The organism is Inquilinus sp. YAF38 (genome assembly GCF_052113205.1).
GTDB lineage: Bacteria > Pseudomonadota > Alphaproteobacteria > DSM-16000 > Inquilinaceae > Inquilinus.
Genome location: NZ_JBFRCU010000056.1, coordinates 1 through 26,238, shown reverse-complemented (window position 1 = coordinate 26,238; position 26,238 = coordinate 1). Strand labels below are relative to the sequence as shown.

22 protein-coding genes are annotated in these 26,238 nt (G+C 70.6%); 3 read left to right on the top strand and 19 right to left on the bottom strand.

The genetic code is table 11. The features are described from left to right. Positions 1-4 precede the first annotated feature (4 nt). The gene (locus AB4Z01_RS22775) at positions 5-424 is read right to left on the bottom strand and encodes a GNAT family N-acetyltransferase (protein ID WP_441697864.1); all 420 of its coding nucleotides are present in this window, start codon (positions 422-424) and stop codon (positions 5-7) included. A 104-nt stretch (positions 425-528) separates the two neighbouring features. Between AB4Z01_RS22775 and AB4Z01_RS22770 the strand changes: the two genes are divergently transcribed. Together AB4Z01_RS22770 and AB4Z01_RS22765 are read left to right on the top strand one after the other, a co-directional pair. After that, positions 529-1,095: a GNAT family N-acetyltransferase gene (locus AB4Z01_RS22770; protein WP_441697862.1), complete on the top strand. Its 567-nt coding sequence runs from the start codon at positions 529-531 to the stop codon at positions 1,093-1,095. A 104-nt stretch (positions 1,096-1,199) separates the two neighbouring features. Continuing rightward, on the top strand, positions 1,200-1,928 hold the full coding sequence (locus AB4Z01_RS22765) for a TylF/MycF/NovP-related O-methyltransferase (RefSeq protein ID WP_441697860.1): 729 nt from the start codon (positions 1,200-1,202) through the stop codon (positions 1,926-1,928). Between the two features lie 7 nt (positions 1,929-1,935). On the opposite strand, the gene AB4Z01_RS22760 is transcribed toward AB4Z01_RS22765, so the two are convergent. The 17 genes from AB4Z01_RS22760 to AB4Z01_RS22680 form a co-directional block, all read right to left on the bottom strand. Then, complete coding sequence (locus tag AB4Z01_RS22760) at positions 1,936-2,715, bottom strand: SDR family oxidoreductase (protein ID WP_441697859.1); 780 nt, start codon at positions 2,713-2,715, stop codon at positions 1,936-1,938. Positions 2,716-2,816: 101 nt separating this feature from the next. Further along, the gene (locus tag AB4Z01_RS22755; protein ID WP_441697857.1) at positions 2,817-3,566 is read right to left on the bottom strand and encodes a helix-turn-helix domain-containing protein; all 750 of its coding nucleotides are present in this window, start codon (positions 3,564-3,566) and stop codon (positions 2,817-2,819) included. A gap of 97 nt (positions 3,567-3,663) precedes the next feature. Next, positions 3,664-4,512, bottom strand: coding sequence for a TIGR01459 family HAD-type hydrolase (locus AB4Z01_RS22750; protein ID WP_441697855.1), 849 nt, complete (start codon positions 4,510-4,512; stop codon positions 3,664-3,666). Then, on the bottom strand, positions 4,513-5,775 hold the full coding sequence (locus AB4Z01_RS22745) for an FGGY-family carbohydrate kinase (protein ID WP_441697853.1): 1,263 nt from the start codon (positions 5,773-5,775) through the stop codon (positions 4,513-4,515). A gap of 2 nt (positions 5,776-5,777) precedes the next feature. Continuing rightward, positions 5,778-6,830: a class II aldolase/adducin family protein gene (locus tag AB4Z01_RS22740; RefSeq protein ID WP_441697851.1), complete on the bottom strand. Its 1,053-nt coding sequence runs from the start codon at positions 6,828-6,830 to the stop codon at positions 5,778-5,780. 199 nt (positions 6,831-7,029) lie between these two features. Beyond that, the gene (locus AB4Z01_RS22735; protein WP_441697849.1) at positions 7,030-8,580 is read right to left on the bottom strand and encodes a glycerol-3-phosphate dehydrogenase; all 1,551 of its coding nucleotides are present in this window, start codon (positions 8,578-8,580) and stop codon (positions 7,030-7,032) included. 6 nt (positions 8,581-8,586) lie between these two features. Further along, a complete protein-coding gene (locus AB4Z01_RS22730) occupies positions 8,587-9,243 on the bottom strand; it encodes a class II aldolase/adducin family protein (RefSeq protein WP_441697847.1) in 657 nt (218 codons plus the stop codon). Between the two features lie 17 nt (positions 9,244-9,260). Beyond that, positions 9,261-10,301, bottom strand: coding sequence for a 2-hydroxyacid dehydrogenase (locus AB4Z01_RS22725; protein ID WP_441697845.1), 1,041 nt, complete (start codon positions 10,299-10,301; stop codon positions 9,261-9,263). After that, positions 10,298-11,857 (bottom strand): FGGY-family carbohydrate kinase, encoded by a 1,560-nt coding sequence (locus tag AB4Z01_RS22720; RefSeq protein ID WP_441697843.1) that lies wholly within the window; start codon positions 11,855-11,857, stop codon positions 10,298-10,300. Before AB4Z01_RS22720 ends, AB4Z01_RS22725 begins: the two co-directional genes overlap by 4 nt. Further along, entirely contained in the window at positions 11,854-12,996 is a 1,143-nt protein-coding gene (locus tag AB4Z01_RS22715) for an ABC transporter ATP-binding protein (protein WP_441697842.1), read from the bottom strand. The genes AB4Z01_RS22720 and AB4Z01_RS22715 overlap by 4 nt, the downstream gene beginning before the upstream one ends. A 9-nt stretch (positions 12,997-13,005) precedes the next feature. Then, complete coding sequence (locus tag AB4Z01_RS22710) at positions 13,006-14,088, bottom strand: ABC transporter ATP-binding protein (protein WP_441697840.1); 1,083 nt, start codon at positions 14,086-14,088, stop codon at positions 13,006-13,008. Between the two features lie 5 nt (positions 14,089-14,093). Beyond that, entirely contained in the window at positions 14,094-14,954 is an 861-nt protein-coding gene (locus AB4Z01_RS22705; RefSeq protein ID WP_441697838.1) for a carbohydrate ABC transporter permease, read from the bottom strand. Between the two features lie 283 nt (positions 14,955-15,237). Continuing rightward, entirely contained in the window at positions 15,238-16,161 is a 924-nt protein-coding gene (locus AB4Z01_RS22700; protein ID WP_441697836.1) for a carbohydrate ABC transporter permease, read from the bottom strand. A 119-nt stretch (positions 16,162-16,280) separates the two neighbouring features. Further along, a complete protein-coding gene (locus tag AB4Z01_RS22695) occupies positions 16,281-17,717 on the bottom strand; it encodes an extracellular solute-binding protein (protein ID WP_441697834.1) in 1,437 nt (478 codons plus the stop codon). Between the two features lie 26 nt (positions 17,718-17,743). Beyond that, positions 17,744-18,727 carry a sugar-binding transcriptional regulator gene (locus tag AB4Z01_RS22690; RefSeq protein WP_441697832.1) on the bottom strand — a complete coding sequence of 328 codons (984 nt, stop codon included), beginning with the start codon at positions 18,725-18,727 and terminating at the stop codon, positions 17,744-17,746. A gap of 141 nt (positions 18,728-18,868) precedes the next feature. Further along, the gene (locus AB4Z01_RS22685; RefSeq protein WP_441697830.1) at positions 18,869-22,342 is read right to left on the bottom strand and encodes an AAA family ATPase; all 3,474 of its coding nucleotides are present in this window, start codon (positions 22,340-22,342) and stop codon (positions 18,869-18,871) included. Positions 22,343-22,345: 3 nt separating this feature from the next. Beyond that, the gene (locus AB4Z01_RS22680; protein WP_441697829.1) at positions 22,346-23,587 is read right to left on the bottom strand and encodes a metallophosphoesterase family protein; all 1,242 of its coding nucleotides are present in this window, start codon (positions 23,585-23,587) and stop codon (positions 22,346-22,348) included. 120 nt (positions 23,588-23,707) lie between these two features. Between AB4Z01_RS22680 and argG the strand changes: the two genes are divergently transcribed. Continuing rightward, positions 23,708-25,051 carry an argininosuccinate synthase gene (argG, locus tag AB4Z01_RS22675; protein ID WP_441697827.1) on the top strand — a complete coding sequence of 448 codons (1,344 nt, stop codon included), beginning with the start codon at positions 23,708-23,710 and terminating at the stop codon, positions 25,049-25,051. Between the two features lie 191 nt (positions 25,052-25,242). On the opposite strand, the gene AB4Z01_RS22670 is transcribed toward argG, so the two are convergent. Continuing rightward, the coding region (locus AB4Z01_RS22670; RefSeq protein WP_441697825.1) for an MFS transporter at positions 25,243-26,238 on the bottom strand (996 nt) is incomplete at its 5' end.

The window sequence follows — 26,238 nt, the reverse complement described above, 5'->3', positions numbered from 1 at the left end:
GAGGTCAGCATTCGCGCTTGTAGGAGAAGGCGTCGGCGATCCGCGTCATTCCGGCCCGCTCGTAGAAGCCGACCGCCTCCGGCACCGAGGCCAGGTGCAGGCTCACCTGCGGCCCGAGCTGCCGGCGCGCCTCGTCCAGCAGGCCGCGGCCGACGCCGAGCCCCTTGGCCGAAGGGACGACGGCGAGGTCGGAGAGGTAGCAGCACCAGACCGAATCGTTGACCGCGCGCCCGACCCCGACCAGCGGCCGGCCGGGCTGGTCCAGCCGGGCGGTCACGATCAGGTTGGCGCCGGCGAGCATCGCCTGCAGCCGCTGCTCGTCGTCGACCGGGCGGATGCGGCCGAGGCCGGATTCGACCAGCACGCGCCGGAACTCGGCGACGTCCAGATCCTGCTCGCGGCCATAGAGGATGCGCTCGCTCATGGCCGGGAGACTGCACCATCCCCGCCGGAATTCGGAAGTGGTTTCCGGAGCCGGACTGGCCGTCCAGGTGTTGATCGGAGAGGCAACCGGTCGGGAGAACCGGCATGAGCTTCGCCATCCATCCGCTGACGCCGGCCCGGTGGCCAGCGCTGGAGGACCTGTTCGGGCCGGCCGGCGCGGTCAATGGCTGCTGGTGCATGCATGGCCGCATCGGCGCCGCCTACCGCCGCCGTCCACGGGCCCGGAACAAGGCCGATTTCCACGCGCTGGTGCAGCAGGGACCGCCGCCTGGGCTGCTCGCCTTCGCCGAGGACGACCTGGCGGTCGGCTGGTGCCAGCTGACCCCGCGCGCGGCGCTGCCGGAGCTCGACCGCAACTGGCGCCTCAGGGCCGTCGACGACGTGCCGGTCTGGGCCCTGTCCTGCCTCTATATCCGCAAGGGCCGGCGCCGGCGCGGCGTCAGCGCCGTCCTGATCGAGGCGGCTTTGCAGGCGGCGAAGCGGGCCGGGGCGCTGGCGTTAGAAGCCTATCCCTTCGACGCCACGGTGTCGCCGAGCGCCTCGGGCTCCGGCTACGCCTCGACCTTCGCCCGCGTCGGCTTCCGGACCGTCGCCTGCCGCATTCCGGCCCGCCCGATCATGCGGCACGACCTGGCCGGGATCGCAGAGTGAGTCAGCCATATGCACGGTCAAACTGGTCCGGCCTGGAATTCCCCTTGTCCGGTGGGGGTGCCGCACGGCAGCATGCGCGCCTGATCAAAAGTGGGGGTAGGCGGGTGAGCAACTCAGTCATAGGCCGCGTGGTCCGGCGCGCCGAAGGCATGATCGCGTCGGCGCGGTTGTCGTCGCTGACCCGGGAGGTGGTGAAGCAGAAGCTGACCTATCTCACGCCGCAGAAGCTGGCGCGGCTGGAGTCGTCGGCCTCCGCCGTGGTCGAAAAGAAGATCCCCGGCAACATCCTTGAATTCGGTGTCGCCCTCGGCGGCAGCGCGATCCTCCTCGCCGATTTCGCCAAGAAGGGCGGCCGGCGGTTCCACGGCTTCGACGTGTTCGGCATGATCCCGCCGCCGACCTCCGACAAGGACGAGGCCGATGCCAAGTCCCGCTATGAGACGATCGTCAGCGGCAAGTCGGTCGGCATCGAAGGGGATGATTACTACGGCTACCGCAAGGATCTTTTCGGGGATGTCTGCAAGGCCATGGCGGACCACGGCGTTCCCGTCGACGGGAAGACCGTGACTCTGCACCAGGGGCTGTTCGAGGACACGCTGCCCCATGTGCCCGCGCAGCAGGTCGCGCTGGCCCATGTCGATTGCGACTGGTACGACCCGGTCAAGCTCTGCCTCGAGTATCTCGGGGCGCGGCTGTCGCCGGGCGGCATGATCATCATCGACGACTATCACGACTATGCCGGCTGCCGCACGGCCACTGACGAGTTCCTGCGCAGCCGCCCCGATTTCACGCTGGAGGATGGCCCCAACGCGATCCTGCGCCGGCGCGCCTGACCGCAGATCAGAACGTGCCGGGGAAGGCGCCGCCGTCGATCAGGATGTTCTGCCCGGTGATGTAGCCGGCGTGGACGCTGCACAGGAAGGCGCAGGTCGCGCCGAACTCGTCCGGCTGGCCGAAGCGGCCGGCCGGGATCGCGGCGCGGCGCCGGTCGGCCACCGCCTCGGCGTCCTGGCCGGAGCGCTGCGCCGCCGCATTGATGCCGCCGCGCAGCCGGTCGGTGTCGAAGGATCCGGGCAGCAGGCCATTGATGGTGACGCCCTTGCCCGCCATCTGCCGGGCGACCCCGGCGATGAAGCCGGTCAGGCCGGACCGGGCGCCGTTCGACAGGCCCAGCTCCGCGATGGGCGCCTTCACCGCGCTCGAGGTGATGTTGACGATGCGGCCGAAACCGCGCGCCGCCATGCCGTCGACCACCGCCCTGGTCAGGAAGATCGGGGTCAGCATGTTGGCGTCGACTGCCTTGATCCAGGCGTCGCGGTCCCAGTCGCGGAAGTCGCCGGGCGGCGGGCCGCCGGCATTGTTGACCAGGATGTCCGGCTCGGGGCAGGCGGCCAGCGCGGCCTCGCGGCCCGCTTCGGTGGTGATGTCGCCGGCGAGCGTCGTCACCGTGGCGCCGGTGGCGCGGCGGATCTCCTCGGCCGTCGCCTCCAGCACCTCGGCGCCGCGGGCGGTGATGACGAGATCGACGCCCTCGCGCGCCAGCGCCAGGGCGCAGCCCTTGCCGAGGCCCTTGCTGGCGGCGCACACCAGGGCCTTGCGGCCGGTCAGTCCCAGATCCATGGTCCGTCTCCTCCCGCCCCGATGGCGGGTCGTGCTTCGTGCGGAAGGGGGCAGGGTGCGACGTCCGGCGGCGGATGTCACCCCATGGATGCGGGCGTCGCTCAGGGAACCAGCAGGCCGAGGGCGATGGCGGTGGCCACAGCCTCGGAGCGGTTGGAGGCCTGCAGCTTGCGCATCGCCGAGGCGATGTATTCGTTGACGGTGTGGACCGACAGCGCCAGCTGGCGGGCGATGCTCTTGCTCGACGCGCCCTGGGCGATCCGTGCCAGGCAGTCGCGCTCGCGTCCGCTGAGATCGGGGCCGGCCTGCGGCAGCGGGACGGCCTTGCGCCGGTCCGCGGCGGCCGCGATGCGCCCCTCGATCTGTACGGCCCGGTCGAGATGCGGGACGACGGCCCGCAGCATCCGCAACTCCTCGGCCGTGTAGGTCGGCTGCCGGCGGGGCCGGTAGATCGCCAGGCAGACTGGCTGCGCCGTGACATCAACCGTGTACCAGGACAGGCAGAACCAGAGGTGGTTCTGGCGGTACAGGTCGTTGTAGATTTCGGTCCGCTCCAGCGCCGGCTCCGGCACCAGGGCGCAATCGTCGACGGCGGTGCCCGGCGGCAGCTCGAACAGCTTCGGCCAGACCGGGTCGATGGTGTGATAGTAGGCGTCGTAGGCTTGGTGGGCGGCAAGGTCCAGATTGACCGTGACCGCCGTCTCCGCCGGCCGAGCGAGCCAGCGGAGCACGGCGGAGGTGCCGCCGACGGCCTGCGCCATCGCCGCAACCAGGCTGGTCCAATCCTCGTCCCCGACCGCGGCATCATAGGCCCGCCCGATCAGGTCGCTGAGGGTGCGTTCATCCGACATGATAGGTGAGAGTACTGTCTCGGTCCGACTCTGGGAATAGAGTCATTCCAGACACGAAACAAGATGGGAATTGTTCCGGCAGCCCTGCGCGGCCGGCCTACCAGCGGAACGAAGGCAGCAGGAAGTCCGGGGTGCAGCCGACAGTGGCGAATTCCCGCGCCATCTCATCATCTTCCATGCCGGCATGGATGCCGGTGCGCACCAGCGCCGCGGCCGCGCCGAAGCCACGGGCGCCGGCGACATCGTGCTCGACGCTGTCGCCGACACAGACCACGTCGCCGGGCCGCTCCACCCCGGTGGTCGCGGCGGCGTGGCGGTACATCAGCGGATGCGGCTTGCCGACCCAGGTGACGCTGCCGCCGAGCCCTTCATACATCTCGGCGATGCGGCCGGCGCCGAAGGCAGGCCCCAGCGGGGTCAGCATGATCTTGTCCGGGTTGGTGCACAGCGCCGGCACGCCGCGCGCCGCGGCCGGAGCGAGGAGCGCGCTGTAGTGCTCCAGGGGAACGAGGTGCCCCCGGCTGCCGGCGATCAGCACCAGGTCGGCGGCGTCGCCGGTCTCGACCTCGACGAAGCCCAGCGTCTCGGCGAAGCCGCGGTCCTCACCGCTGGAGATGACCAGGCAACGGGCGCCGCTGCCGGGCGCCACCGGCAGGGCACCGCTCTGCAGCAGCGCCAGGGCGACGTCGCCGGAGGTGACGAAATGGTCGTAGCTGTCGCGGGCGAAGCCCAGCGTCTCCATCCGCCGCGCATTGTAGGCGGCGGACCGGCCGGAATTGGACAGCAGCACGATGTGCCGGCCGGCATCCTTCAGCCGGCGCAGCGCCTCGATCGCGCCGGGGTAGGGGTGGCGGCCGTCATGCAGCACGCCATATTGGTCGATGAAGAAGGTGCCGAAGCGGTCGACCAGGCCGCCGATCCCGTCCACCCGTTCGATCTCCGGCATCTACCGTCCTCCGAGTCCCGCCAGGGCCAGCCGGGCTGTACCCTCTGCCGCGTCCTCGGACAAGGCCGGCAGGAAGGGCACCCCGAGCTGCCGGCGCCGGATCTCGGTCCAGCCGGCATTGGCGGCGCCGCCGCCGACGCTGCGCAGCGAGGTCACGGCCGGCGCGCCGAGATCGGCCAGCAGGCGATAGGCCCGACTTTCGATCCCGGCGATGCCCTCCAGCACGCCCTGGAAGAACAGGCCCTCGTCCCCCGGCCGCGGCTCCAGCACCGGCGCCAGCGTGGGATCGGCCACCGGGAAGCGTTCGCCCGGCCGCAGTAGCGGGTAATAGGACAGGCCGGTCGGCCGGTCCGGCTGCAGCGCGGCGGTCAGCGCCGGCAGCCGGTCGCGGCCGAATAGCTGGGCGATCACCGCCCCGCCGCTGTTGGAGGCGCCGCCGACCAGCCAGCGGTCGCCCATGCGATGGCTGTAGACGCCGTGCTGCGGAGAATCGACCGGTCGGTCGGACAATAACTTGATCACCAGGGTCGACCCCAGCGCCGTGACCGCGTCGCCCACCGCATCCGCCCCGGTGGCGAGGAAGGAGGCGCAGCCGTCGGTGGTGCCGGCGATGACCAGCGCGTCGGCCGGCAGGCCGAGGGTGACGGCCTCCGCATCCACCTTGCCCGTCGGCGTGCCCGGCGCCACCGCGCGGGGCAGGGCAGCGGGATCGACGCCGAGATCAAAGATCCACTCCGGCCAGCGCCGCGCCACCGGGTCGTAGCCGGTCTTCAGCGCGTTGTTCTCGTCGGTGACGTCGAAGCGGCCGGACAGACGGCCGACGATCCAGTCGGCCTGGTGCAGCATCCGCACCGCGCCCGGCCGGCGCAGCAGCACCAGGGCGCGGGCGAGGGCCGAGCTGCGGCCGCGGGCGGCGCTGCCGGGCGGGGCCACGGCGTCGATCCGGGCGACCACCGCCTCGTCCGGGCAGGGGTCGTTGTACATCAGCGCCGTCCCGACCGGGCGCCCGGCCGCATCGGTCACCAGCACGGTGCCGGAGGTGCCGTCGACCGAGACGGCGCCGACCTGGGACAAGTCGGCCTCCGCCGCCAGCCGGCGCAGCGCCGCCACAGTGGCCAGCCACCACATCTCCGGATCGCGCGGGTCCAGCCCCGGGCCGTCAGTCGCCATCGCACCGCGGCCGACCGGGCGGCCGTCGGAATCCACCGCCACCGCCCGCACGCCGGAGGTGCCGACATCGATGCCGATCGCGCGCGCCGTCATGCTCACCCCTCCCGTCGGCTCAGCGACTGCCGGTACTGCTCGGCGTCCCATTGCGTCAGCTCATCGATCTGGGGCTGGGTGAAGGCCCGTACCGAAGTGCCGGCCGGCACCCGCCCGGAGACATCGGCCAGGCAGCGCGCCATCTCGTCCGCCCCGCGCAGCACGCCCTGATGCAGCACCACGCCATGGCCCGGCACGCCGACGATCGCCGGGGCGCGCGGCCCTTCGCCCAGCGCCGTCAGCTCGGCCGGCGTCCGGGCCGTGGCCAGGGCGGCACCGAGGAAGATCACATGGTCCGGGTAGAAGGCGCCGGCCGTGGCCAGGGCCAGGCTGTCCGGCTCGGTCGCGGCGTCATGCGCCACCGGATCCTGCGGCAGCCGGTAGGGCGTGCCGCGGACGAACCCGGCCAGGGCATCCGGTTGCGCGGCGGGGGAGGAGCGGCGAGGCACAGCGAGGGCGGCGCAGACCCGGTCCAGCAGCGCGCCCGCCGCGGCGACGCCGTCGGCTGCCACCACCAGCCCGTGATTGCCCAGCACCACGACATTGGTGCCGGGCTTGAGCCGGGCGGCGATGGCCTGCGACAGGGTCAGGCCCGGCTTGCAGTAGGGCACGAAGGCCCAGTCGACGCCGGGCAGCCCGTCCAGCCGCTCAGCCAGCCGCGCCTCGGCATCGGTGCGGATGGCGAGTGCGATGGTCGAGACGCAATGGACGTGCAGCACCACGGTGAAGGGGAAGACGGCATGCACCGTGGTCTCGATCGACGGCCGCAGTCCGCGCGGATTGTGCTCGGCCACCACGAAGTCGCGGGCGGTCTCGGCGGCGGGGTCGCCGTCGCGCATCGCCTGCAGCAGCGGGTCCAGCCGCACCGGCACCAGGATCTCCTCGTCCTCGGCTCGGGCCAGCCAGGTGCCGGAGGCCTTGATCCACATCGTGCCGCCGCGCTTCAGCGAGGTGTTGCCGCCCGCCGCCTGCACCCGCTCGGGGTCGCGGCCGAGCCTGGCGGAAAGGGTGCGCAGGGCGCGGAGGTCGGGATCGGTGGCTGGGTCGAGGGTCATGGGTGGGGCTCCCGAACCGGCATATAGAGTTTTGCGTTGCCTCTCCCGCTTGCGGGAGATGTCGGAGACGCGAAGCGGCCCCGGGTGAGGGCTCTTTGTCGAGGCCCGGGCCAACCCTCACCCGGAAATCCCAAGGGATTTCCGACCTCTCCCGCCACGCGGGAGAGGCAAGGCGGTGGCTCTTGCTGCAACTGACTCATCATCGTCCCATCGCCTGAACGGTCGGGGCCGACGCGGCCTCCAGCCATTCGGTGAAGGCGGCGGTCTCGCCGGGCGAGAGGTGCAGTCCGTGCTTGGTGCGGCGCCACAGGATGTCCTCGGAGCCCTCGGCCCATTCCTGGGCGCGGAGCCAGGCCACCTCGCGCTCATACAGCAAGGCGCCGAAATGCCGGCCGAGATCGGCGAGCGACCGCGCGCCGCCCAGCAGCGCATCGGCCCGGGTGCCGTAGAGCCGGCCGTAATGCAGCGCCAGGTCCTCCGGCAGCCAGGGGTTTCGGCGTCGGAACTCCGCCAGCCAGCGCTCGAAATCGGCACCGGGCATGTCGCCGCCGGGCAGCGGCGTCGACGCCGTCCAGGCCGGGCCCATCGCCGGGAAGAACGGGCGCAGCCGGTCCAGCGCGTGCTCGGCCAGCTTGCGGAAGGTGGTGATCTTGCCGCCGAACACCGACAGGATCGGCGCCCGGCCGCCCACGTCGTCGACGTCGAAGACATAGTCGCGGGTCACGGCCGAGGGGTTGGCGGCATCGTCGTCGAACAGCGGCCGCACCCCGGCGAAGGAGTGCACCACATCCTGCGGCCCGATCTGGCGCTGGAACGCCCGGTTCAGCACGCCGCAGAGATACTCGACCTCCGCCGGGTCGACCGCCACCCGGTCGGGGTCGCCGGTCTGCGGGATGTCGGTGGTGCCGATCAGCAGGTAGCCGTTCTCATAGGGGTTGATGAAGATCACCCGCTTGTCGGTGTTCTGCACCAGATAGGCCTGCGGCCCGTCATAGAACTTCCGCACCACGATGTGGCTGCCGCGCACCAGCCGGATCTTCTTGCCGGATTTGAGGCCGGCGGCGCCGGTCAGCACCTTGTCGACCCAGGGGCCGGCGGCGTTGGCCACGGCGCGGACGACGACCTGACGCGCCGCTCCGCCGCCGGCCGGGCGCAGCACCGCGTGCCACAGCCCGTCGCGGCGCCGCAACGACACGCATTCGGTGCGGGTCAGGATCTCCGCGCCGCGCTCGGCCGCGCCGATCGCGTTCAGCACCACCAGCCGGGCGTCGTCGACCCAGCAGTCGGAATATTCGAAGCCGCGGCGGAAGCGGTCCTGCAGCGGCTTGCCCTCCGGGGCGCGGTGCAGGTCCACGCCGCGGCTGGCCGGCAGCCGCTTGCGGCCGCCGAGATGGTCGTAGAGGAACAGGCCCATCCGCAGCAGCCAGGCCGGGCGCAGGAAGCTGTCGTGCGGCAGCACGAAGCGCATCGGCCAGATGATGTGCGGCGCCGCGGCCAGCAGCACCTCGCGCTCGATCAGCGCCTCGCGCACCAGCCGGAACTCGTAGTATTCGAGATAGCGCAGGCCGCCATGCACCAGCTTGCCGCTGCGGCTCGACGTGCCTTCGGCCAGGTCGCCCTTCTCGCACAGCAGCACCGACAGGCCGCGACCCACCGCGTCGCGGGCGATGCCGGCGCCGTTGACGCCGCCGCCGACCACCAGCAGGTCGACGACGGCTCCGTTCTCCGTCCTCTGCTCCGCTCCCGCCATTGTCGCTCAGGCCGCCTGCTTCGGTCGCGGGCCGTAATCCTTGAACTTCTCGATCACCCGGTCGATCTCGTCGTCGGCCAAGCATTTCGGGCCGCCCAGCATCAGCGTGTAGACATACTGCTTGGCCAGGGTCTCGACCTCGACCGCCAGCCACATCGCCTTGGCCAGCGCCGAGCCGGTGGCGATCAGACCGTGGTTCGCCAGCAGGCAGGCGGTGCGGCCCTGCAGCGCCGCGATCGCATGCTCCGACAGCTCCGGCGTGCCGTAGGTGGCATAGGGCGCGCAGGGGATCGAATTGCCGCCGCCGCAGGCGATCATGTAGTGCAGCGCCGGGATCTCCTGGTGCCGGATCGCCAGGATGGTCGAATACATCGGGTGGCAATGGACGATGGCGTTCACCTCCGGCTTGCTGCGGTGGATGTCGAGGTGGAAGCGCCATTCCGAGGAGGGGCGGTGGTCGCCATGCTCCCAGCTGCCGTCCATCTTCATGGCGACGATGTCGTCCGGCGTCATCTCGTCATAGGGCACGCCGGTCGGGGTCACCAGGATGCCGTCGCCCCAGCGCGCGCTGATGTTGCCGGAGGTGCCCTGGTTCAGCCCGTTGGCATTCATCTGCCGGCAGGCGTCGACGATTCTGGTGCGCAGCTCGAGTTCAGCGGTCATGGTCGGGTTCCTAAGGGTCAGCAGAGGCGGAGCAGGGGTTCGCCGGCCAGATAGCGCCGGACATCCTCGGCAATCTGGCCCGCGGCATAGGTGACGGTCTTCACCGAGGCGCCGGCGATGTGCGGGGTCAGGGTGACATTGGGCAGCTTCAGGAGCGGCCAGTCCTCCGGCGGTGGCTCGACCGCGAAGGTCTCCAGCATCGCGCCGCGCAGCTTGCCGCTGACCAGCGCGTCGTACAGCGCGTCGTAGTCGACCAGCGGGCCGCGCGCAGTGTTGACGAAGATCGCCCCGTCCTTCATCGCGGCGAACGCTTCGGCGCCGATCATGCCGGTGGTCTCGGCGGTTACGCGCGGATGCAGCGTCACCACGTCGCTTTCGGCCAGCAGCGTCTCCAACGCCACCTGCTGCACCCCGTCGGCGCTGTCGGCGGGGTCGAGCTGGACATAGGGGTCGGTCACCAGGATGCGGCAGCCGAAGGCCTTCAGCAGGCGCACCACTTTGGTGCCGACATGGCCGTAGCCGATCACGCCGACCGTCATCTCCGACAGCTCGCGGCCGGTCAGGTCGGCGCGGTACAGGTCGCCGCGCCAGTTGCCTTGCGACAGCGCGGTGTGGCCGCGGGTGATCAGCCGGGTCTCGGCCAGGATGGCGCCGATGGTGAACTCGGCCACCGCGCTGGCGTTGCGGCCGGGGGCGTTGACCACCTTCACGCCGCGCGCCTTGGCCGCCTTCATGTCGATATTGACCGGCCCGCCGCGGCTGACCCCGATCAGCTTGAGGTCCGGCAGTTGCTCCAGCATCCCGGCCGAGATCGGCGCCAGATGGGTGACCAGGATCTCGGCATCGCCGATGAACCCGACGATCTCGGCCGGGTCGCCCATGAACTCTTTCAGCCCGTCCAGCCCGGTGCCGGCATAGCCATGCACCATCGGCTCGTCCGGCCAGGGCTGCTCCAGCGTGCGGATGTCGAGGGCGGCCGGAATTTTCTCCAGCGCCTCCACGAACAGGCTGGGCAGCATGAAACGGTCGCCGATCACGGCAACTCGACGTCCGGTCATCCTTCGGTCCTCAGGTCTTCCAGGGCATGCCAGATGGGGCGCAGCGCCCGGTAGCTGGCGCGGTACTGCGGGAACAGGCGGTCGTATTGCGCGACCAGCGCCGGGTCGGGCGCCTCGGGCTCGGCCAGCAGTGGCGTCACCCAGCGGGCGCAGGCGGCGTCGATGTCAGGCAGGATGCCCAAGCTCAGCGCCGCCACCATGGCCGCCCCGGCGGCGCCGACCTCCTCGCGCTTCACAAGCCGCACCGGCGCGTTGGTGGCGGCGGCCAGGATGCCGCGCATGGTGCTGCTGCGGGCGGCGCCGCCGGCCAGGCGGATCTCCGCCGGCGTGCCGCCGACCGCCTCGTAGCAGTCGCGGCTGGCGAAGCCGAGGCTCTCATAGATCGCGCGCATCAGGTCGCCGGCGCCGGCGGTGCCGGACAGGCCGATGACCGAGGCGCGGGCGGCGCTGTCGACGAAGGGCCCGCGCTCCCCCGCCTCGGCGATGAAGGGGTGGTACAGCAGCCGTCCCGGCTTGGCGGCCGCGGCCTTGGCGTCGAGCAGGCGGATCAGGTCGGACCGTTTCGGCAGCGTCGCCCCGGCGGCCTCCGCCACCTCCTCGACCACGCCGCACAGCCAGTCGATGTTCAGCGTCGCCGCCATGTTCGAGACCATGGAGACATAGCTGCCGGGGGCGACGAAGGGCATGGTGTAGCCGACCTCCTCGCCCAAGGTCACCCGGTCGGCCCCGAACACCAGCCTCATATGCGCTCCGGTCGAGCCCAGCACGGTGAAGCCAGCGCGGCCCTCCGGGTCGTAGAGGCCGGAGCCGAGTGCGCCGCACAGCAGGTCGACCGGGGCCAGCACCACCGGCGTGCCGGCGGGCAGGCCGGTCGCGATCGCGGCCTGGGGCGTCAACGCCGAATTCCGGCGCACGCCATCGACCATCGGCGGCAGCAACCGGGCCTCGTCCTGCAGGCCGAACAGCTCCAGCACCTCCGGCGCGTACTCCCGCGTGCGATAGTCGCCGAAGGTGAAGGTGCCCTCGGAGACATCGGTCGCTCGCTCGCCGGTCATCCGGAAATACAGCCAATCCTTGCAGTGGAAGGCGGTGGCGGCCCGGGCCAGCGCCTCCGGCCGGTGCCGCTTCAGCCACAGCAGCTGGCCGGACTGGTTCGACATGTTCAGCATCGTGCCGGTGAAGCGCTGCACTGCCTTGGCCGTGCCGCTCCTGTGCAGCTCGGCGACGATCGGGCCCGACCGGCCGTCATGCCACAGCATGGCGCGGCCGACCGGTTCACCGTCGCGGTCGATCAGCCAGGTGCCGTCGCCCTGGCCGGTGACGGCGATGCCGGCGACGCGCAGGCCGCGCGCCTCCAGCTTGGCCGCCAGCTCACGCAGCACCAGCGCGGCGTCGTCCCAGCTGCGGCCGAATTCCTGCTCCATGCCGCTGCCGTCGACCGGGATGGTCGTGTTCGGCCGCGCCGCATGCTCGACCGGCGCACCGTCCAGGTCAAAGGCCACGGCCTTGACCACCGATGTGCCGGAATCGAGGCCGATCAGGACATCCCTGGTCATGCCGCGGCCGCCACCGCCGGCCGGCCGCCATGGGCGATCGCCAGGCCGCTGTCGCTGTCGAACAGGTGCAGCGCCGTTTCCGGCAGGGCCAGCGCCAGCCGGGTGTCGGCCGCAGCCTCGAGCGCGCGGTCGGTGACGATGGTCAGCCGCACGCCGTTGACGTCGAGCGCGATATGGCTCTGGTCGCCCAGCCACTGATTGGCAACCACCGTGCCCTGCAGCGCCGTCTCGCCGGGCCGGGCGGCGCCGACCCGGATCTCATGGCCGCGGATGCCGAGATGGACGCGGCCAGCTTCGGCCAGGCCGCGCCCGGCATGCGGCAGGCGGAAGGCGGCCTCGCCGGCCTCGCGCTGCACCTCGACCGCCAGGCCGCCATTCTCCCGCACCACCCGGGCCGGGAACAGGTTCATCGGCGGCTCGCCGATGAAGCCGGCGACGAACAGGTTGGCCGGGCGCTTCTTCAGCTCGATGGGCGAGGCGAATTGCTGCAGCTGGCCGCCCTCCATCACCGCGATGCGGTCGGCCAGGGCCAGCGCCTCGGTCTGGTCATGGGTCACGAAGACCGTCGTCATCCTGTGCTCGATCAGATAGTCCTTGATGCGCGCCCGTAGCACGGCGCGCAGCTGCGGCTCCAGCTGCGACATCGGCTCGTCGAGCAAAGACAGTTGCGCCCGCCGCACCAGGGCCCGGGCCAGGCTGACCCGCTGCTGCTGGCCACCGGAGATCGCCTGCGGATAGCGGTCCAGGATGTCGCCGATCTCCAGCAGCGCCGCTACATGGGCCACGCGCTGCTGCACCTCCGCCTTCGGGATGCGGTCGCGCAGCAGGCTGAAGCCGATATTGTCGCGCACCGTCAGCGGCGGGTAGAGGGCATAGCCCTCGAACGCCATGGCGACGTTGCGCTCGGCCGGGCGCAGATCGTTGATCACTCGGTCGCCGATCCGGATGGTGCCCTCCGACACGCTCTCGAACCCGGCGATCATGCGCAGGGTCGAGGTCTTGCCGCAGCCGGAGGAGCCGAGCAGGCCGACCAGCTCGCCGTCGCGCAGCGCCAGCGACACGGCATCGACCGCGCGGATCGGATGGGACAGCCGCGGCCCGTAGATCTTGGAGACGGCGTCGAGCGTCAGGGTTGCCATCGGTACTCCTCAGGCCGTCGCGGCCGGCAGGCGGGCGCCGGTCTCGCGGTCGAAACACAGCGCGCGGGCCAGGTCCGGCCGGGCCCAGGCACGGCGCCGGCCGCGGCCCAGGTCGTCGCCCTGGTCCTCCGGCCGGCTGGCCAGGATCTCGGTGCCGTCGGCGGCGCGCAGCAGCATCACGGTGCGGACGTTCAAGGGCGTCACCGCCTCCAGGTCGACCGGCACCGCATCCTCGGCCGGCTCGAACCGGACCTCGACATCCTCCGGCCGCAGCCCGACCAGGCAGGGCTTGCCGGCGGGCACCGCGGCCGGCGCCGGAAAGGCGGTGCCGGCGATGCTGATGCGGCCGTCCTGGGCCGCGGTCTCGATCAGGTTGATCGGCGGGTCGCCGAACAGCCGGGCGATCCGCGTGTCCTGCGGCCTGCCATAGATGCCGGCCGGGGTGTCGACCTGGCGGAAGCGGCCGTCCAGCAGCACGCCGACCCGGTCGCCCAGCGCCATCGCCTCCTTGTAGTCCTGGGTGACGTAGAGGACGGTGGCGCCGACCGCGCGCAGCAGGCGCGGCAGCTCCTGCCGCATCTCGTAGCGGATCTTGGCATCGACATTGCGCAGCGGGTCGTCGAGCAGCAGGACGGAGGGCGAGCACACCAGGCTGCGGGCCAAAGCGGTGCGCTGCTTCTGCCCGTTCGACAGCTGCTTCGGCAGATGGTCCAGCACATGGCCGATGCGCAGTAGCTCCGCCACCTCCCGCACCCGCTTGCGGATCTCCGCCTCGCCGGTCCGCCGCGCCCTGAGCGGGCTGGCGATGTTCTCGAAGGCCGGCAGGTGCGGATAGAGGGCGAAGTTCTGGAACGCCATGCCGACGTCCCGCGCCTCCGGCCCCTGGCCGAGGATCGAGGTTCCGCCGATGCGGATGTCGCCCGCCTCCGGCTGCAGGATGCCCGCGATCAGGCGCAGCAGCACGGTCTTGCCGGCGCCGGACGGGCCGAACACCACCACGAACTCGCCCTTCTCGACCGAGAGGTCGAGGCCGTCGAGGATCTGCGACTTGCCGAAGCTCTTGCCGAGTCCGGCGATGTCGAGGAAGGCCATGGTCGTCACCCCTTCACGGCGCCGAGGCTCAAGCCCTCGACCAGATAGCGCTGGGCATAGAGGGCGAGGGCCAGGGTCGGCAGGATCGACAGCACCAGCGCCGCCGCGATCTGCCCGTAATTGATGCCGGACGCGGTGATGAAGGCCAGCGCGCCGACCGTGACCGGCTGGATCGAGCTGGACCCCAGGATCAGCGCGAAGATGAAGTTGTTCCAGGCGAAGATGAAGGCCAGCAGGGCGGCGGCGGCGATGCCGGGCCGGGCCAGCGGCACCGCGATCTTCAGGAAAGTGCGCAGCCAGGAATGGCCGTCCAGGCGGTAGGCGTTCTCGATATCCTCGCTGATGTCCTCGAAATAGCCGCGCACGATCCACAGGATCAGCGGCAGGGTGATCAGCTGGTACACCCAGATCAGCCCGATATAGGTGTCGCTGAGGCCGAGATCCTGGAAATACAGCTGCAGCGGCAGCAGCACCAGCAGCGGTGGGGCGAAGCGGAAGGACAGCATGGTGAAGGCCATGTTCTCGCCCAGCCGGAACTTGAATCGGGCGAAGGCATAGGCCGCCGGCACGCCGAGCAGCAGCGACAGCAGCACCGAGCCGGTGCTGAGGATCAGGCTGTTCAGCAGGTTCTGCATATAGTCGATCTTCAGCGCGCCGACATTGGTCGACAGCTCGCCGGCGATCAGCGCGGCATAGTTCTCCAGCGTCGGGCTGAAGATGATGCTGGGCGGGTTGCGCAGGATGTCGGCGTTGGTCATGAACGACATCAGCGCCACCCAGACCAACGGGAACAGGAAGAACAGCGCCACCAGGGCCAGCAGCACGCCGCGGAGGATCCGGCCGCCAATGCCACTCGCATGGTTCATGGCTTGCCTCCTGTCAGACTCGCGGGATCCAGACGTCGATGATCAAGGGCAATTCCAGCCCTTTCCACTCTCCCCCTCCCCCCGCGGGAGGGGGTGGGGGGAGGGGGTGTCGATGAAGAGAGCCGGCGGAGGATCATCCTGGATTGTTGCCGGATCTCGACGATCCTTCGAGATCGGTTCCGGCGGCGCCAAACCCCTCCCCCTACCCCCTCCCGCAAGGGGAGGGGGAGGATGAAAAATCGGCGGCAGATGGCGATGAGCGAGGTGTGCATCTGGCGGCCCGTCAGGCCCGGCCATGCGCGCGGGCGCGCAGGCGGAGCCACTGCTTGATGAAGACGTTGCTGAGCGCGAAGGTGATCGCCCACAGCACGATCAGGATCGCGGCCGACCGGCCGATATTGGTGAAGGTGAAGGCCTCGAGATAGGCGCGGATCTGGAACAGCATCAACCGGTCGCCCGGGCCGCCCTGGGTCATGGCGTAGACGATGTCGAATTGCTGGATGCTGTCCAGCATCCGGAACAGGCTGGCGGTCAGGATATAGGGCAGCAGCATCGGCAGGGTGATGCGGAAGAACACGAAGCTCTTCGGCACGCCGTCCAGCTCCGCCGCCTCGAAGGGCTGGCGGGGCAGGGCGCGCAGGCCGGCCAGCAGCAGGATGGCGATGAAGGGCGTGTAGACCCAGGTGTCGACCAGCACCACGGTGAACATCGCCGAGGCCGGGTCCGACGCCCAGCGGAAATCGGTGAAGCCGAGGCTGGTCACGAAATAGCTGAGGATCCCGAAATTCGGGTTGGTCATCAGCTTCCACATCAGGCTGGCGATCGCCGGCGCCACCATCAGCGGCAGGATCAGCAGCACGCTCATTACATTGTTGATCAGCGAGCGCCGCACCAGCAGCAGGGCGATGCCGAGGCCGAGCAGCAGCTGCACCCCGACGGTCAGCAATGTGTAGGTCAGCGACGCCTGGATCGTGCCCCAGAACCGCCCGTCCGAGAACAGGGCCACGAAATTGTCGAGCCAGATCATCCTTCGCCCGGCCGGGAAGGCCAGGTTGTAGCGCTGCAGCGAGTAGTACACGGCGGTGGCGAAGGGGATCAGGATCCCGATCGTCACCAGCAGCGCCGGCAGGCTCAGCAGGTAAGGCAGCAGGCCGGGGCCGGCGCGGCGGCGCGTTCGGGGCGCTGTGTCGGCGGTGATGGTTGCCACGGTCAGGGTCCTGTTTCGAAGTCGGTCACTGAGCCCCGCCCCCGCCGGGGGAGAGAGACGGCGGGGGCGGGGCTGCCGTGCGGACCAGCGGGGCGAAGGCCGGTCCGCGCGGGACGGCGTCAGTCGGCCAGGCCGGCATCCTTCAGCTGCGTGTCGATGAACTCAGCCAGCTGGTCCAGTCCCTCATCGACCGGGATCTCCTTGGCGTACATCTTCTGCAGGCTGGCCGCCCATTCCGTGGTCAGGTTGAAGAACAGCGGCTGCGGCGTGAAGTAGATCTTCGACCCGGCAGCCGAGGCCTTGTACTGGTCGAGATAGCCCGGATAGCTTTCCAGCCGCTTGTGGAAGTCAGCATTGTCCCAGACCGACTGGCGCACCGGATTGACCAGGTCGGCCTTGGTGGCTCCGAAGGTGGTGTGCTCGGTGCCGCTGGCCCATTGCACGAAGTACCAGCCGGCATCGGGCTGCTGCGAGAAGGCGCTCATCGCCAGCGACCAGATCCAGACATTGGGCGTCGGCGCCGCGGCGCCCGGCTTGGCGCTGAACGGATGGTAGGCGATATTGCCAGCCTCCTTGGTGCCCTTGTTCTGGAAATAGCCCAGGATGTCGGCGTCGAAGATCATCGCCGAGGCGCCGGCGCCCAGGTCGTTGCCGACCTCGTACCAGGTGTAGGTGGTCCAGTTCTTCGGCCCGCCCTTCTGGATCATCTCGATCCAGAGCTTGGTGAACTCCTTGGACTCGGCGCTGTTCATCGCCGCCTTCAGCTTGCCGCCGGTGGTGTCGAAATCCTTGCCGCCATAGTTGGTCAGGCCCGACAGGTAGCCCGGATGGATCGTCGCCCAGCTGCGGCTGCCGCGCACGCCGACGCCGTAGAAGCCCTGGTTCAGCGCGCTCAGCTTGCCCGCCTGGTCGACCATCTCGGGCAGGTCCTTCGGCGGCTTCATGCCGGCGGCATCGAAGATCCGCTTGTTGTAGGCGACGCTGTTCAGCTCGAAGCCCCAGGGCACGGCCCATTGCTTGGCGCCGTCGCCGCCCAGGGGCTGGCCCGGCACGCCCGACCAGGCGGTGGAGGCGCGCAGGCCCGGCAGCACGTCGTCCCAATTGTAGGCCGCGGCCGTCAGCTCCGGGTTCTTGATGTACTGGTTCATGTCGGCCAGCCAGCCGGCCGGGCCGTACTGCCAGGTCTGGTAGGCGCCGGTCATGAACACGTCGTATTGCGGCGACTTGCTCGACAGGGTGGCGGTGACCTTGTCGAAATAGACGTCCTCCGGGAACACGTCGTAGCTGACGTCCAGGCCGGTCATGGCCTTGAAGTTGTCGAGGTTGGCGATCATCGCATCCGTGTAAGGATGCTTGTTCAGGAGCAGGCTGATCTTCTTGCCGGAGAATTTCTTGAAGTCGGGGCCGGTCGCGGCCAACGCCCGGGTGCCAGCCTGGTTCAGCATGAACCCGGCCGCGGCACCGCCGAGGCCCAGCTTGGCGGCGCCGGTCATCAACTCCCGGCGCGACAGCCCTCCGGCGAGATGGCGGTCGAAGATGTCGGTGGTGCGCTTCATCGGTGTGTCCTCCCAGACATTGTTTATCAGCTGGTCTCGCGCAGGCCCTGCCGCCGCGACGGCGGCCGGGCACCCCGGCGCGCGGCCATGGCCACCGCCGCGGATTCGTCGATGATCAGGTCGGTCACCATGCCGCTCGCCAGCGCCGCGTTGATGGCGTCGGCCTTGATCGCGCCGCCGGCGATGGCGACGACGCGGCGGCCCTTCAGGTCGTCCAGCCCGACGCTCAGTGCCCGATCGTTGACCTCGGAGGCGACGCGCCGGCCCTCGGCGTCGAGGAACTGGCCGACCAGGTCGCCGACCGCGCCCTTGGCCCGCAGGTCGTCATATTCCTCGCGGGTCAGCACGCCGGTCTGCAGCATATGCGCCTGCGGCCCCAGCTCGCCGATGCCGACCAGGCACAACGTCGCCCGATGGGCCAGGGCCAGCACCGCCTGGACGCTCTTCTGCGACAGCATCACCGCCTTGTCGCCCAGGCTGTCGGCGGCCATCGGCACGGGCATGAAATAGCCCTCGCCGCCGGTCTTGTCGGCCAGGCGCTGCACCACGTCGAACGGGTTGGCGGAGGATTTCCGGGTCAGGCTGCCCAGCAGCGACACGAACTTGGCCTCGGGCGCCGCCACCCGCGGCAGCCGGTTGACCAGCGCGGCCAGGGTGCGGCCGTGGCTGACGCCGATCACCTTGTCGCCATCGGTCTCGAGATAACGGGAGAGATATGCCGCGCCCTCGGCGCCGAGCGCCTCGAAGGGCTGGTCCTCCTCGTCGATCGCCGGGACGACGCGGCAGAAGCCGAGGCCGTACCGGTCGATCAGCCCGTCCTCCAGCTTCAGGCATTCGGCCGGGCGGCCGGCAATGTGGACGCTGACCAGCCCCAACTCCTCGGCCAGCGAGATCAGCCGGTGCACCTTGACCCGCGACACGCCGAGGCGGTCGGCGATCTCGCCCTGGGTCAGGCGGCGCACATAGGACAGCCACGCGGCACGCGTGGCCAGGCTGACCTGCTCATCCATCCCGTCTCCAGCCCCATTGCCCGGTGTGTAATTTTTTACACTAACTGAACAGAATTTCATGGTGGCGTGGATCGCTGCCGCCGTCAACCCTCGGTGGGACGAGTTCGCGGGGGTGTTCGAGGACCGGCGAGAGGGAAGCGATCAGCCGAGCGAAACGACGGCCAGCTGGTCCCCAAGCTCCCGCGCGGCCGCGTCCACCACATGCTGGTGATGCGTGAACACCACCATCTGCACCCTGTCGGAAATCGTCGCCAACGCCTTCAGGCCATGCGCCGTTCGCGCCTCGTCGAAGCTGGCGAAGATGTCGTCGACGACGAACGGTGCCGGCTCCGCCCGGTTGGCGTAGGCATCGAGGTAGGCCAGGCGCAGCGCCAGATACAGCTGGTCCCGGGTGCCTTCGCTCATGCCCTGGATCGGAACGGTCCGGCCGTCTGGCCGGCGACCGACCAAGCGCGGCGTGTCGCTGTCGTCATACTCCTGGACCACGCCGTCATAGCTGTCGCCGGTCAGCATTGCGAACAGCGCTCCGGCCCGGGCCAGGAGCGGATCCTCCTGGCTGGCCCGATGGCGCTCGACGGCGGCGCCGATCATCATCGCCCCGATCTTGCGCACCGCCCAGTTGCGGGCCGCCTCGGCCAATTCGGCTTCCGCATTCCGCCGCTGCTGCGCCGCGATCTCGGCACCCACACCCATCTCCAGCTCGACACGGCGGCGCAGCGCCCGGTCCTGCTCGGCGAAGGTTTCCTGGGCGGCATGGTCCAGGGCCTCGTCCGCCTGGGCGAGATCCTGCAGACGCGCCTCGGCCGTATCGGCATCGAACTCGGCCAGGGCGACCCGCAGCGAGGCTTCGTCCAGCCCATCCGATTGCAGGACCAACTGCCTCCGCTGCTCGGCAATCGCGGTGACCTGGCTGTCCCGTTCCGTCCATCGGGCAAGCACGACACCGAGGTCGAGACCCGGCGGCAGGCCGGAGGCGAGCTCGTCCCGGCTCCGCTCCGCTTCGGCCAGGATGCGTCGGGCATCGGCGCAGGCGCGATCCGCCCGGTCCAGATGCTCGATCGCGGCAGCGCGCCGGCTGGCCGCGGCTCTCGCCGCCGTGACGCGCTCGTGCAGGACGGTGACCGCGGCATCCGCCGGCAGGGTGGCGAGATCGGGCGCCAGGCGGGCGATCAGGTCGTCGGCGCGCCGTTCGAACTCCGCGATATCGCGGCGCAGGCCGGCAACGCGCCGGGCACGATTGTCGAGCTCGCGAAGGGTTGCGGGCACTTCGCGCCAGACCGCCAGCGCCGCCTCCGCCCCGTCGATCGACGTCGACGAGGCCTGGCCGATGCCCGGTGCCGACTCGGCCCAGAGCGCGGTCCAAGCCCCCAGGTCGGCGGCCGTTTCGACCTCGGCAGCGCGCAGCGCTTCGATGCGGCGCCGGCCGTCGTCGATGCGCGTCGCCAAGCCCCGCGCCTTGTCCCAGCCATTCGCCAGCGCCTCGAGATGCTGGCGCAGGCGGGCCGCTACCAGGCCCGGCTCCAGCGGGTCGAGAGCAGGCAGGCCGGATGCCGCGGCAATCGCCTGCAGGGTGGGGACCACGTCGCCCACCATCCGATCGATCACGGCCACCTTGTCCTGCTGTGCCTCGACGGCGTCGCGGCGCTGCAGCAAGGTCTCCACCGCCGCCACCCACACGGTCATCTCGGCCGGGGTGCCGGGCGTGACCGCGAGGCCGGTCCACAGGCCCCGCCATTCGTCCGCCGCTTCGCGCCGGCGCATCTCCAGAGTGGCCAGGCGATCCTGCGCTGCCGCGGCCTGCTGCCGGACCAGGAGCAGGTTTCTGGTCTCGACGGCATGCTCGCCGACCCGCGCCGCGTCAGCCCGCGCCTCGTCCGCCAGCTGGTCGGCCTCGGCCGCCAGGCGCTCGAAGCGGGCGACCATGCCCGCGAGCGCGCCGCCCTGGAGAGCGCCGGGCTCAGCGAACAGGGTGCCGCGCAGCCGCTCCCACAGCTGATCACGCTCATGGCGGAGGGCGGCGATGCGTTCCACCGATGGCACAGGCCGGTTCGTTGCAAGGGCTTCGAGCTTCGCTTCGATGGCGGTGATCGTGGTTGCCGACGCGGCGATCTGATCCCGCTCGCGCCGCTCCTGCGCGGCCAGGTCGTCCTGGATGCTGCGGTGCCGTCCGATGGCCTCCGCACCCGGGCGAGGCGCGGAGGCGACGGCATCGAGATCCGTCAGCGGCGGCAGCAGCCGCGCCRCCGCCTCCGTCAGGCTCCGGCGCTCGGTCCGGATCTCCCGGTCGAGCTCGGCCCGGCGGTCGATCTGCTGCAGGACCGGCTCGATCGCGGCGAGCCGCTGCTGCAGCGGCCGCGGATCGCTGAGGCCGCCCTGTTCGGCCTGGTGACGCTCAAGCTCGGCGAGGGTGGCCGTCTCGCGCTCGATCGCGGCCCGTTGCCCGCGCCGCGTCTCCGCAAAGCTCCGGCCGTCGGCGATCAGGCGCTGCAGCTGCGCTTGCGCCGCGTCGCTCGGCTGGGCTGTCTGGATCGAGCCGGGGTCCTGGCCGAGACGGCCGGCCAGCGCGGCCAGGGTCTGCTCCAGCTCATCGAGCTCCGCCTGGATGCGGGGCAGGTCGCGCCGGCTTGCGGCATAGCCGCCGCTCTCGCCGAAGATCTGCACGACCTGGTCGGCGGCAGCGGTCAAGGCCTCGTCCACGACGATGCCGTCGAGATCCTGCTGCGCCGTGCCGAGGTCCGCCTCCGCCCGCCGCAGCCCCTCCTCGGCCCGGGTGACGGCGTCGAGGCTGTCGCGCAGCGCTTCGGCGGTGCCTCGAGCAAGCTGCGGCAGGTCGGCGAAGGCGTCGAGCCGGACGAGATGCTCGTCGAGCAGCCGCATCAGCGGGCCGACGCGTTTCAGCCGCGCCAGCTGCGATCGCGCCGTGGCGATCTCGTTACGCTGCACCCTGATGTCGCCGAGGCGGGCGGCGAGGCTGTCGATCGACTCGTTGAGCGCCTTCCAGTCGCCGGCCCTCAGCTCGCGTTCGCGGATCGCCTTGCGCGCGTCTTCGAAGCGATCCAGCGCCTGGTAGAAGCGGCGATCCTTCGACGCGCGGGGGGCGAAGATGGTGCTCGCCTCGTCCTCCAGGCTCCGCCGCAGGTCGCTCAAGCCCCGCAGGCCGGAGGCCGCGGCGAACAGGCTGGCGCCGGCCTCGCCGTCGCTGCGCAGCATGTCCTCGGCACCGCGGCGCAGGGTCTCGGCGTTGAGCCCGAAGGCGCGGCTGAACACGTCGCGCGTCAGGCCGCCGAGATAGGGCAGCAGGGCGTCGTCGGCGATCGGGCTGTCGTCAGGCCCCAGCAGCGTGTTCTTGTTGCCCTTGCGGCGGCGGAAGGTGAGGCGGCCGCCATCCCGGCCGACGATCTCGGCACCGATCCGCAGGTCCTTGCCCTCGTGCAGGAAGTCGTAGCGGGTCAGCCGCTCGATGCCGAACAGCAGGTCGGTGACCGCGGCCAGGGCGCAGCTCTTGCCCGCCTCGTTCGGCCCGTGGACGACGTGCAGCCTCGCCCCCGGCGGGAAGCTCAGCGTCCGGCCGGTGAAGGGGCCGTAGCGGTCGAGGTCCAGTCGCAGCAGGCGCATCGGTCAGCGCGCCGCGCCGGCCGTCGCGCGGGCGACCAGCATTGCCCGCGCCTCGTCCATCAGCGCGCCCAGATCGGAGGCGAGCGGCGGTCCGTCGCTCACGATCCCGCCCGGCAGCTTGCCCGTGATGGTGGCGACCAGCTCGGCCACCCGCGCCTGGAACTGCGGATCCTGCTCCAGGCCCCCGAGGAGAGCGGAGAGGTCCAGCGAAGCCAGGGCGTCGTCGGCCGCGGGGTGGGGATCCACCGTCTCGATGCGCAGGCGTTCGAGCCAGATGTCCTCGTGGATCCGGTTGGCGGCGGCCTGGACCTCATCGGCCATCCGCTCCGGGTCGGCCGTCAACCGGCGGTGCAGCGGCGTGCTTCCGGTCAGCCTGACCCGCAGGGCCAGCAGCCGCCCCGCCGCCGACGCGGCCTCCGGCGCGATGGCGTCCTCGATCCGCCGCAAGGCGCCGGCTTCGTCCTCGATGCCGGTCAGGTCGATGGCGGCGATGGCCCAGCGGGCGCGGTCGAGGGCGAGGCGCCTGGTCCCGGCGACGTGGCCGTCGGCGACGTCGACCAGGACGGCGCCCTTCGGGCCGCATTCCCGGACGCTGCGGCCCTGCAGATTGCCCGGGTAGACGATCCAGGGATCGCGCGACAGCTCCTCATACTCGTGGACGTGGCCCAGCGCCCAGTACTGGTAGCCGCGCGAGGCCAGGTCCTGGACGGTGCAGGGGGCGTAGGCCGCATGGCCCGGCCGGCCGTCGCAGGAGGTGTGCAGCACGCCGATATTGACCCAGCCGGGCAGCGGGTCGGGGTAGCCCAGCGCGTAGTTCTCGGGAACGGCGCGGTCGGGGAAGCCGCGACCATGCAGGGCAACCTTCAAATTCTCGATCCGGAACGTCCCGGCCCGGCCGGTCGGGAACTCCGAAACGCAAGCGGGCAGCGAGATGGTCTTGGTCACGACGCTCTCGGCATCGTGGTTGCCCTTCAGCAGGAACAGCGGAATGCCGGCCCGGTCGAGCCGCGCCACCTCGCGGTTGAAGAACAGGCCGATCGACGTATCGCGCCACTCGCCGTCATAGACATCGCCGGCGACGACGACGAAGGCGACCTCCGCCTCGATCGCCCGGGTGACGAGATCGGAGAAGGCTTCGCGGCTCGCCGAGGCGAAGCGCCGGGCCACCTCCGGGTCCTTGAGGCCGAGGCCGGTCAGCGGGCTGCCGAGGTGCAGATCGGCCGCGTGCAGGAATGTGAATCGCATTTGTCCACCTTAGGGCCGGACACCGAAGCATGAAACACTAGGCAGCCCTTAACATTCTCCGGCAACCGGGATAGCTTGCCGGCGGCCAGGCAGGCCCCAGGCAGAATTCCGGAGCGAGCGGTGGTAGCGAACATTCTCCATGAACTTCCCGTCGGCAAGCGCGTCGGCATTGCATTCTCGGGCGGTCTGGACACCAGCGCTGCGGTGCATTGGATGCGCTCCAAGGGCGCGCGTCCCTGCGCCTACACCGCCAATCTCGGCCAGCCCGACGAGAGCGATTACGACGACATTCCGCGCAAGGCCCTCGCCTATGGCGCCGAGACGGCGCGGCTGATCGACTGCCGGTCGCAGCTGGTCGCCGAAGGCATCGCCGCCATCCAGTGCGGCGCCTTCCACATCAGCACGGCCGGCGCGACCTATTTCAACACCACGCCGCTGGGGCGCGCAGTGACCGGCACCCTGCTGGTCGAGGCGATGCGCGAGGACGGCGTGGACATCTGGGGCGACGGCAGCACCTACAAGGGCAACGACATCGAGCGGTTCTACCGCTACGGCCTGCTCGTCAACCCGAACCTGCAGGTCTACAAGCCGTGGCTCGACCAGCACTTCATCGACGAGCTCGGCGGCCGCAAGGAGATGAGCGAGTACATGGCCGCGGCGGGGTTCGAGTATAAAGCCTCCGTCGAAAAAGCCTACTCGACCGACAGCAACATCCTGGGCGCCACGCATGAGGCGAAGGACCTGGAGTTCCTGAGCACCGGGATCAATATCGTCAAGCCGATCATGGGCGTGGCGTTCTGGCGCGACGACGTGGCGGTGAAGGCCGAGACGGTGTCGGTGCGGTTCGAGGAAGGCCGGCCGGTCGCCCTGAACGGGCAGAGCTTCGACGATGCGCTGGCCCTGTTCACCGAGGCCAACGTGATCGGCGGCCGGCACGGCCTCGGCATGTGCGACCAGATCGAGAACCGCATCATCGAGGCGAAGAGCCGCGGCATCTACGAGGCGCCGGGCATGGCGCTGCTGCACATCGCCTATGAGCGGCTGGTGACCGGCATCCACAACGAGGACACGATCGAGCAGTACCGCAGCAACGGCCGCCGCCTCGGCCGCCTGCTGTACCAGGGCCGCTGGTTCGACCCGCAGGCCCTGATGCTACGCGAATCCGCCCATCGCTGGATCGCGCGCGCGGTAACCGGCGAGGTGACGGTCGAGCTGCGCCGCGGCAACGACTATTCGCTGCTCGACACCACCAGCCCGAACCTGACCTACGATCCCGAGCGGCTGACGATGGAAAGCGGCGCCGGCGCCTTCACCCCGGCCGACCGGATCGGGCAGCTGACCATGCGCAACATGGACATCGCCGATACCCGGGAGAAGCTGGCGGTCTACTTCAAGACCGGGCTGCTTGGCGGCGCCGACGCCACCCTGTCCCTGCCGCAGCCGGGCGCGGTCAAGAAGCCGTAGCCGACAGAGTTGTTGCCTCTCCCGTTTACGGGAGAGGTCGGAGACGCGAAGCGGCTCCGGGTGAGGGTTCTTTGTCGAGGCCCGGGCCGGCCCTCACCCGGTCTCGCTCCGCGAGCCCGACCTCTCCCGCCAAGCGGGAGAGGCAACGCGAAAACGCTCGACATCCCGTCGAGTCTAGATGTCGGATCGGCTCACGCGCGCTCCGCCCGGCCCCGTCCGGCGAGCAGGGCCAGCGATCCGGCCAATACGACCACGGACAAGGCCGTCCCCAGGCCGAACAGCCAGGCGTAGCCGAAGCGATCCGCCAGGGTGCCGGACAGCACCGACCCCAGCAGATAGGCGGCGTACTGGGCGCAGGCCAGGATGGTGAAGTCGGTGCCGGGCTGGGCGGGGGAGGCCACGGCCATGAACAGGCTGAACAGCACCACCAGCTCGGTGTAGCGGATCAGCGTCTGCAGCGCCGCGGCGCCGAACAGCAGCGGCAGCCCGGGCAGCAGCCCGGCAGCGTGCAGCGTGAAGACCAGGCAGGCCAGCACCCTGAGCGTGCCGATCAGCCCGAGCGCGACCGCCGGGCCGCGGCGCTGCAGCAGCCAGGCCAGCAGCACCGTCCCGGCCACGCCGGCGACGGCGGCCGAGGCGCCGGCGAGGGCGGCGATGGCGTCGAGGCCGACCCGGGCGTCGACCAGATACGGCGCCTCCATCGGCTTCACCAGCCCCTCGCTGGCCCGGAACAGGAGTGCGATCCACAGGATGCGCCGCGCCTCCGGCCGCTGCAGGAAGGCCATCACCCTCGGCCGGGGCCGCGGTGCCGCAGCGTCCGCGCCCGGATCCTCCCGCATTGCCGGCACCGCCGCCAGCGGCAGCAGGCACAGCCCGGCCATGCCCAGCACCATCCCCGACCAGCCGAGCTGGTGGTACAGCAGGAGGCCGAGGCTGCCGCCCAGCACCACCCCGGCGGCCGCGGCACCGCTCTGCACCGCATTGCCCGCCGCCCGCCGCCCGGGCGGCAGCGCCAGGGTGGCATAGCCGTCGGTGGCGATGTCCTGGGTCGAGACCAGCATGGCGATGGCGAAGGCGATCGGGATGAAGCCGAGCAGGTCGCCGGGGCGGATCAGCAGCAGCGCCAGCACCGCCAGCACCACGCCGGCCTGGGTCAGCACGATCCAGCCGGCCCGGTGCGCCCGGGC

Bases quoted from the DNA above. Each gene is read 5' to 3' on its own strand.
- AB4Z01_RS22735 (WP_441697849.1), bottom strand. From the start codon at position 8,580: ATGGCGGGAGCGGAGCAGAGGACGGAGAACGGAGCCGTCGTCGACCTG.
- AB4Z01_RS22695 (WP_441697834.1), bottom strand. From the start codon at position 17,717: ATGAAGCGCACCACCGACATCTTCGACCGCCATCTCGCCGGAGGGCTG.
- AB4Z01_RS22710 (WP_441697840.1), bottom strand. From the start codon at position 14,088: ATGGCCTTCCTCGACATCGCCGGACTCGGCAAGAGCTTCGGCAAGTCG.
- AB4Z01_RS22755 (WP_441697857.1), bottom strand. From the start codon at position 3,566: ATGTCGGATGAACGCACCCTCAGCGACCTGATCGGGCGGGCCTATGAT.
- AB4Z01_RS22760 (WP_441697859.1), bottom strand. From the start codon at position 2,715: ATGGATCTGGGACTGACCGGCCGCAAGGCCCTGGTGTGCGCCGCCAGC.
- AB4Z01_RS22775 (WP_441697864.1), bottom strand. From the start codon at position 424: ATGAGCGAGCGCATCCTCTATGGCCGCGAGCAGGATCTGGACGTCGCC.
- AB4Z01_RS22770 (WP_441697862.1), top strand. From the start codon at position 529: ATGAGCTTCGCCATCCATCCGCTGACGCCGGCCCGGTGGCCAGCGCTG.
- AB4Z01_RS22680 (WP_441697829.1), bottom strand. From the start codon at position 23,587: ATGCGATTCACATTCCTGCACGCGGCCGATCTGCACCTCGGCAGCCCG.
- AB4Z01_RS22730 (WP_441697847.1), bottom strand. From the start codon at position 9,243: ATGACCGCTGAACTCGAGCTGCGCACCAGAATCGTCGACGCCTGCCGG.
- AB4Z01_RS22750 (WP_441697855.1), bottom strand. From the start codon at position 4,512: ATGCCGGAGATCGAACGGGTGGACGGGATCGGCGGCCTGGTCGACCGC.
- AB4Z01_RS22690 (WP_441697832.1), bottom strand. From the start codon at position 18,727: ATGGATGAGCAGGTCAGCCTGGCCACGCGTGCCGCGTGGCTGTCCTAT.
- AB4Z01_RS22745 (WP_441697853.1), bottom strand. From the start codon at position 5,775: ATGACGGCGCGCGCGATCGGCATCGATGTCGGCACCTCCGGCGTGCGG.
- AB4Z01_RS22720 (WP_441697843.1), bottom strand. From the start codon at position 11,857: ATGACCAGGGATGTCCTGATCGGCCTCGATTCCGGCACATCGGTGGTC.
- AB4Z01_RS22740 (WP_441697851.1), bottom strand. From the start codon at position 6,830: ATGACCCTCGACCCAGCCACCGATCCCGACCTCCGCGCCCTGCGCACC.
- AB4Z01_RS22725 (WP_441697845.1), bottom strand. From the start codon at position 10,301: ATGACCGGACGTCGAGTTGCCGTGATCGGCGACCGTTTCATGCTGCCC.
- AB4Z01_RS22715 (WP_441697842.1), bottom strand. From the start codon at position 12,996: ATGGCAACCCTGACGCTCGACGCCGTCTCCAAGATCTACGGGCCGCGG.
- AB4Z01_RS22705 (WP_441697838.1), bottom strand. From the start codon at position 14,954: ATGAACCATGCGAGTGGCATTGGCGGCCGGATCCTCCGCGGCGTGCTG.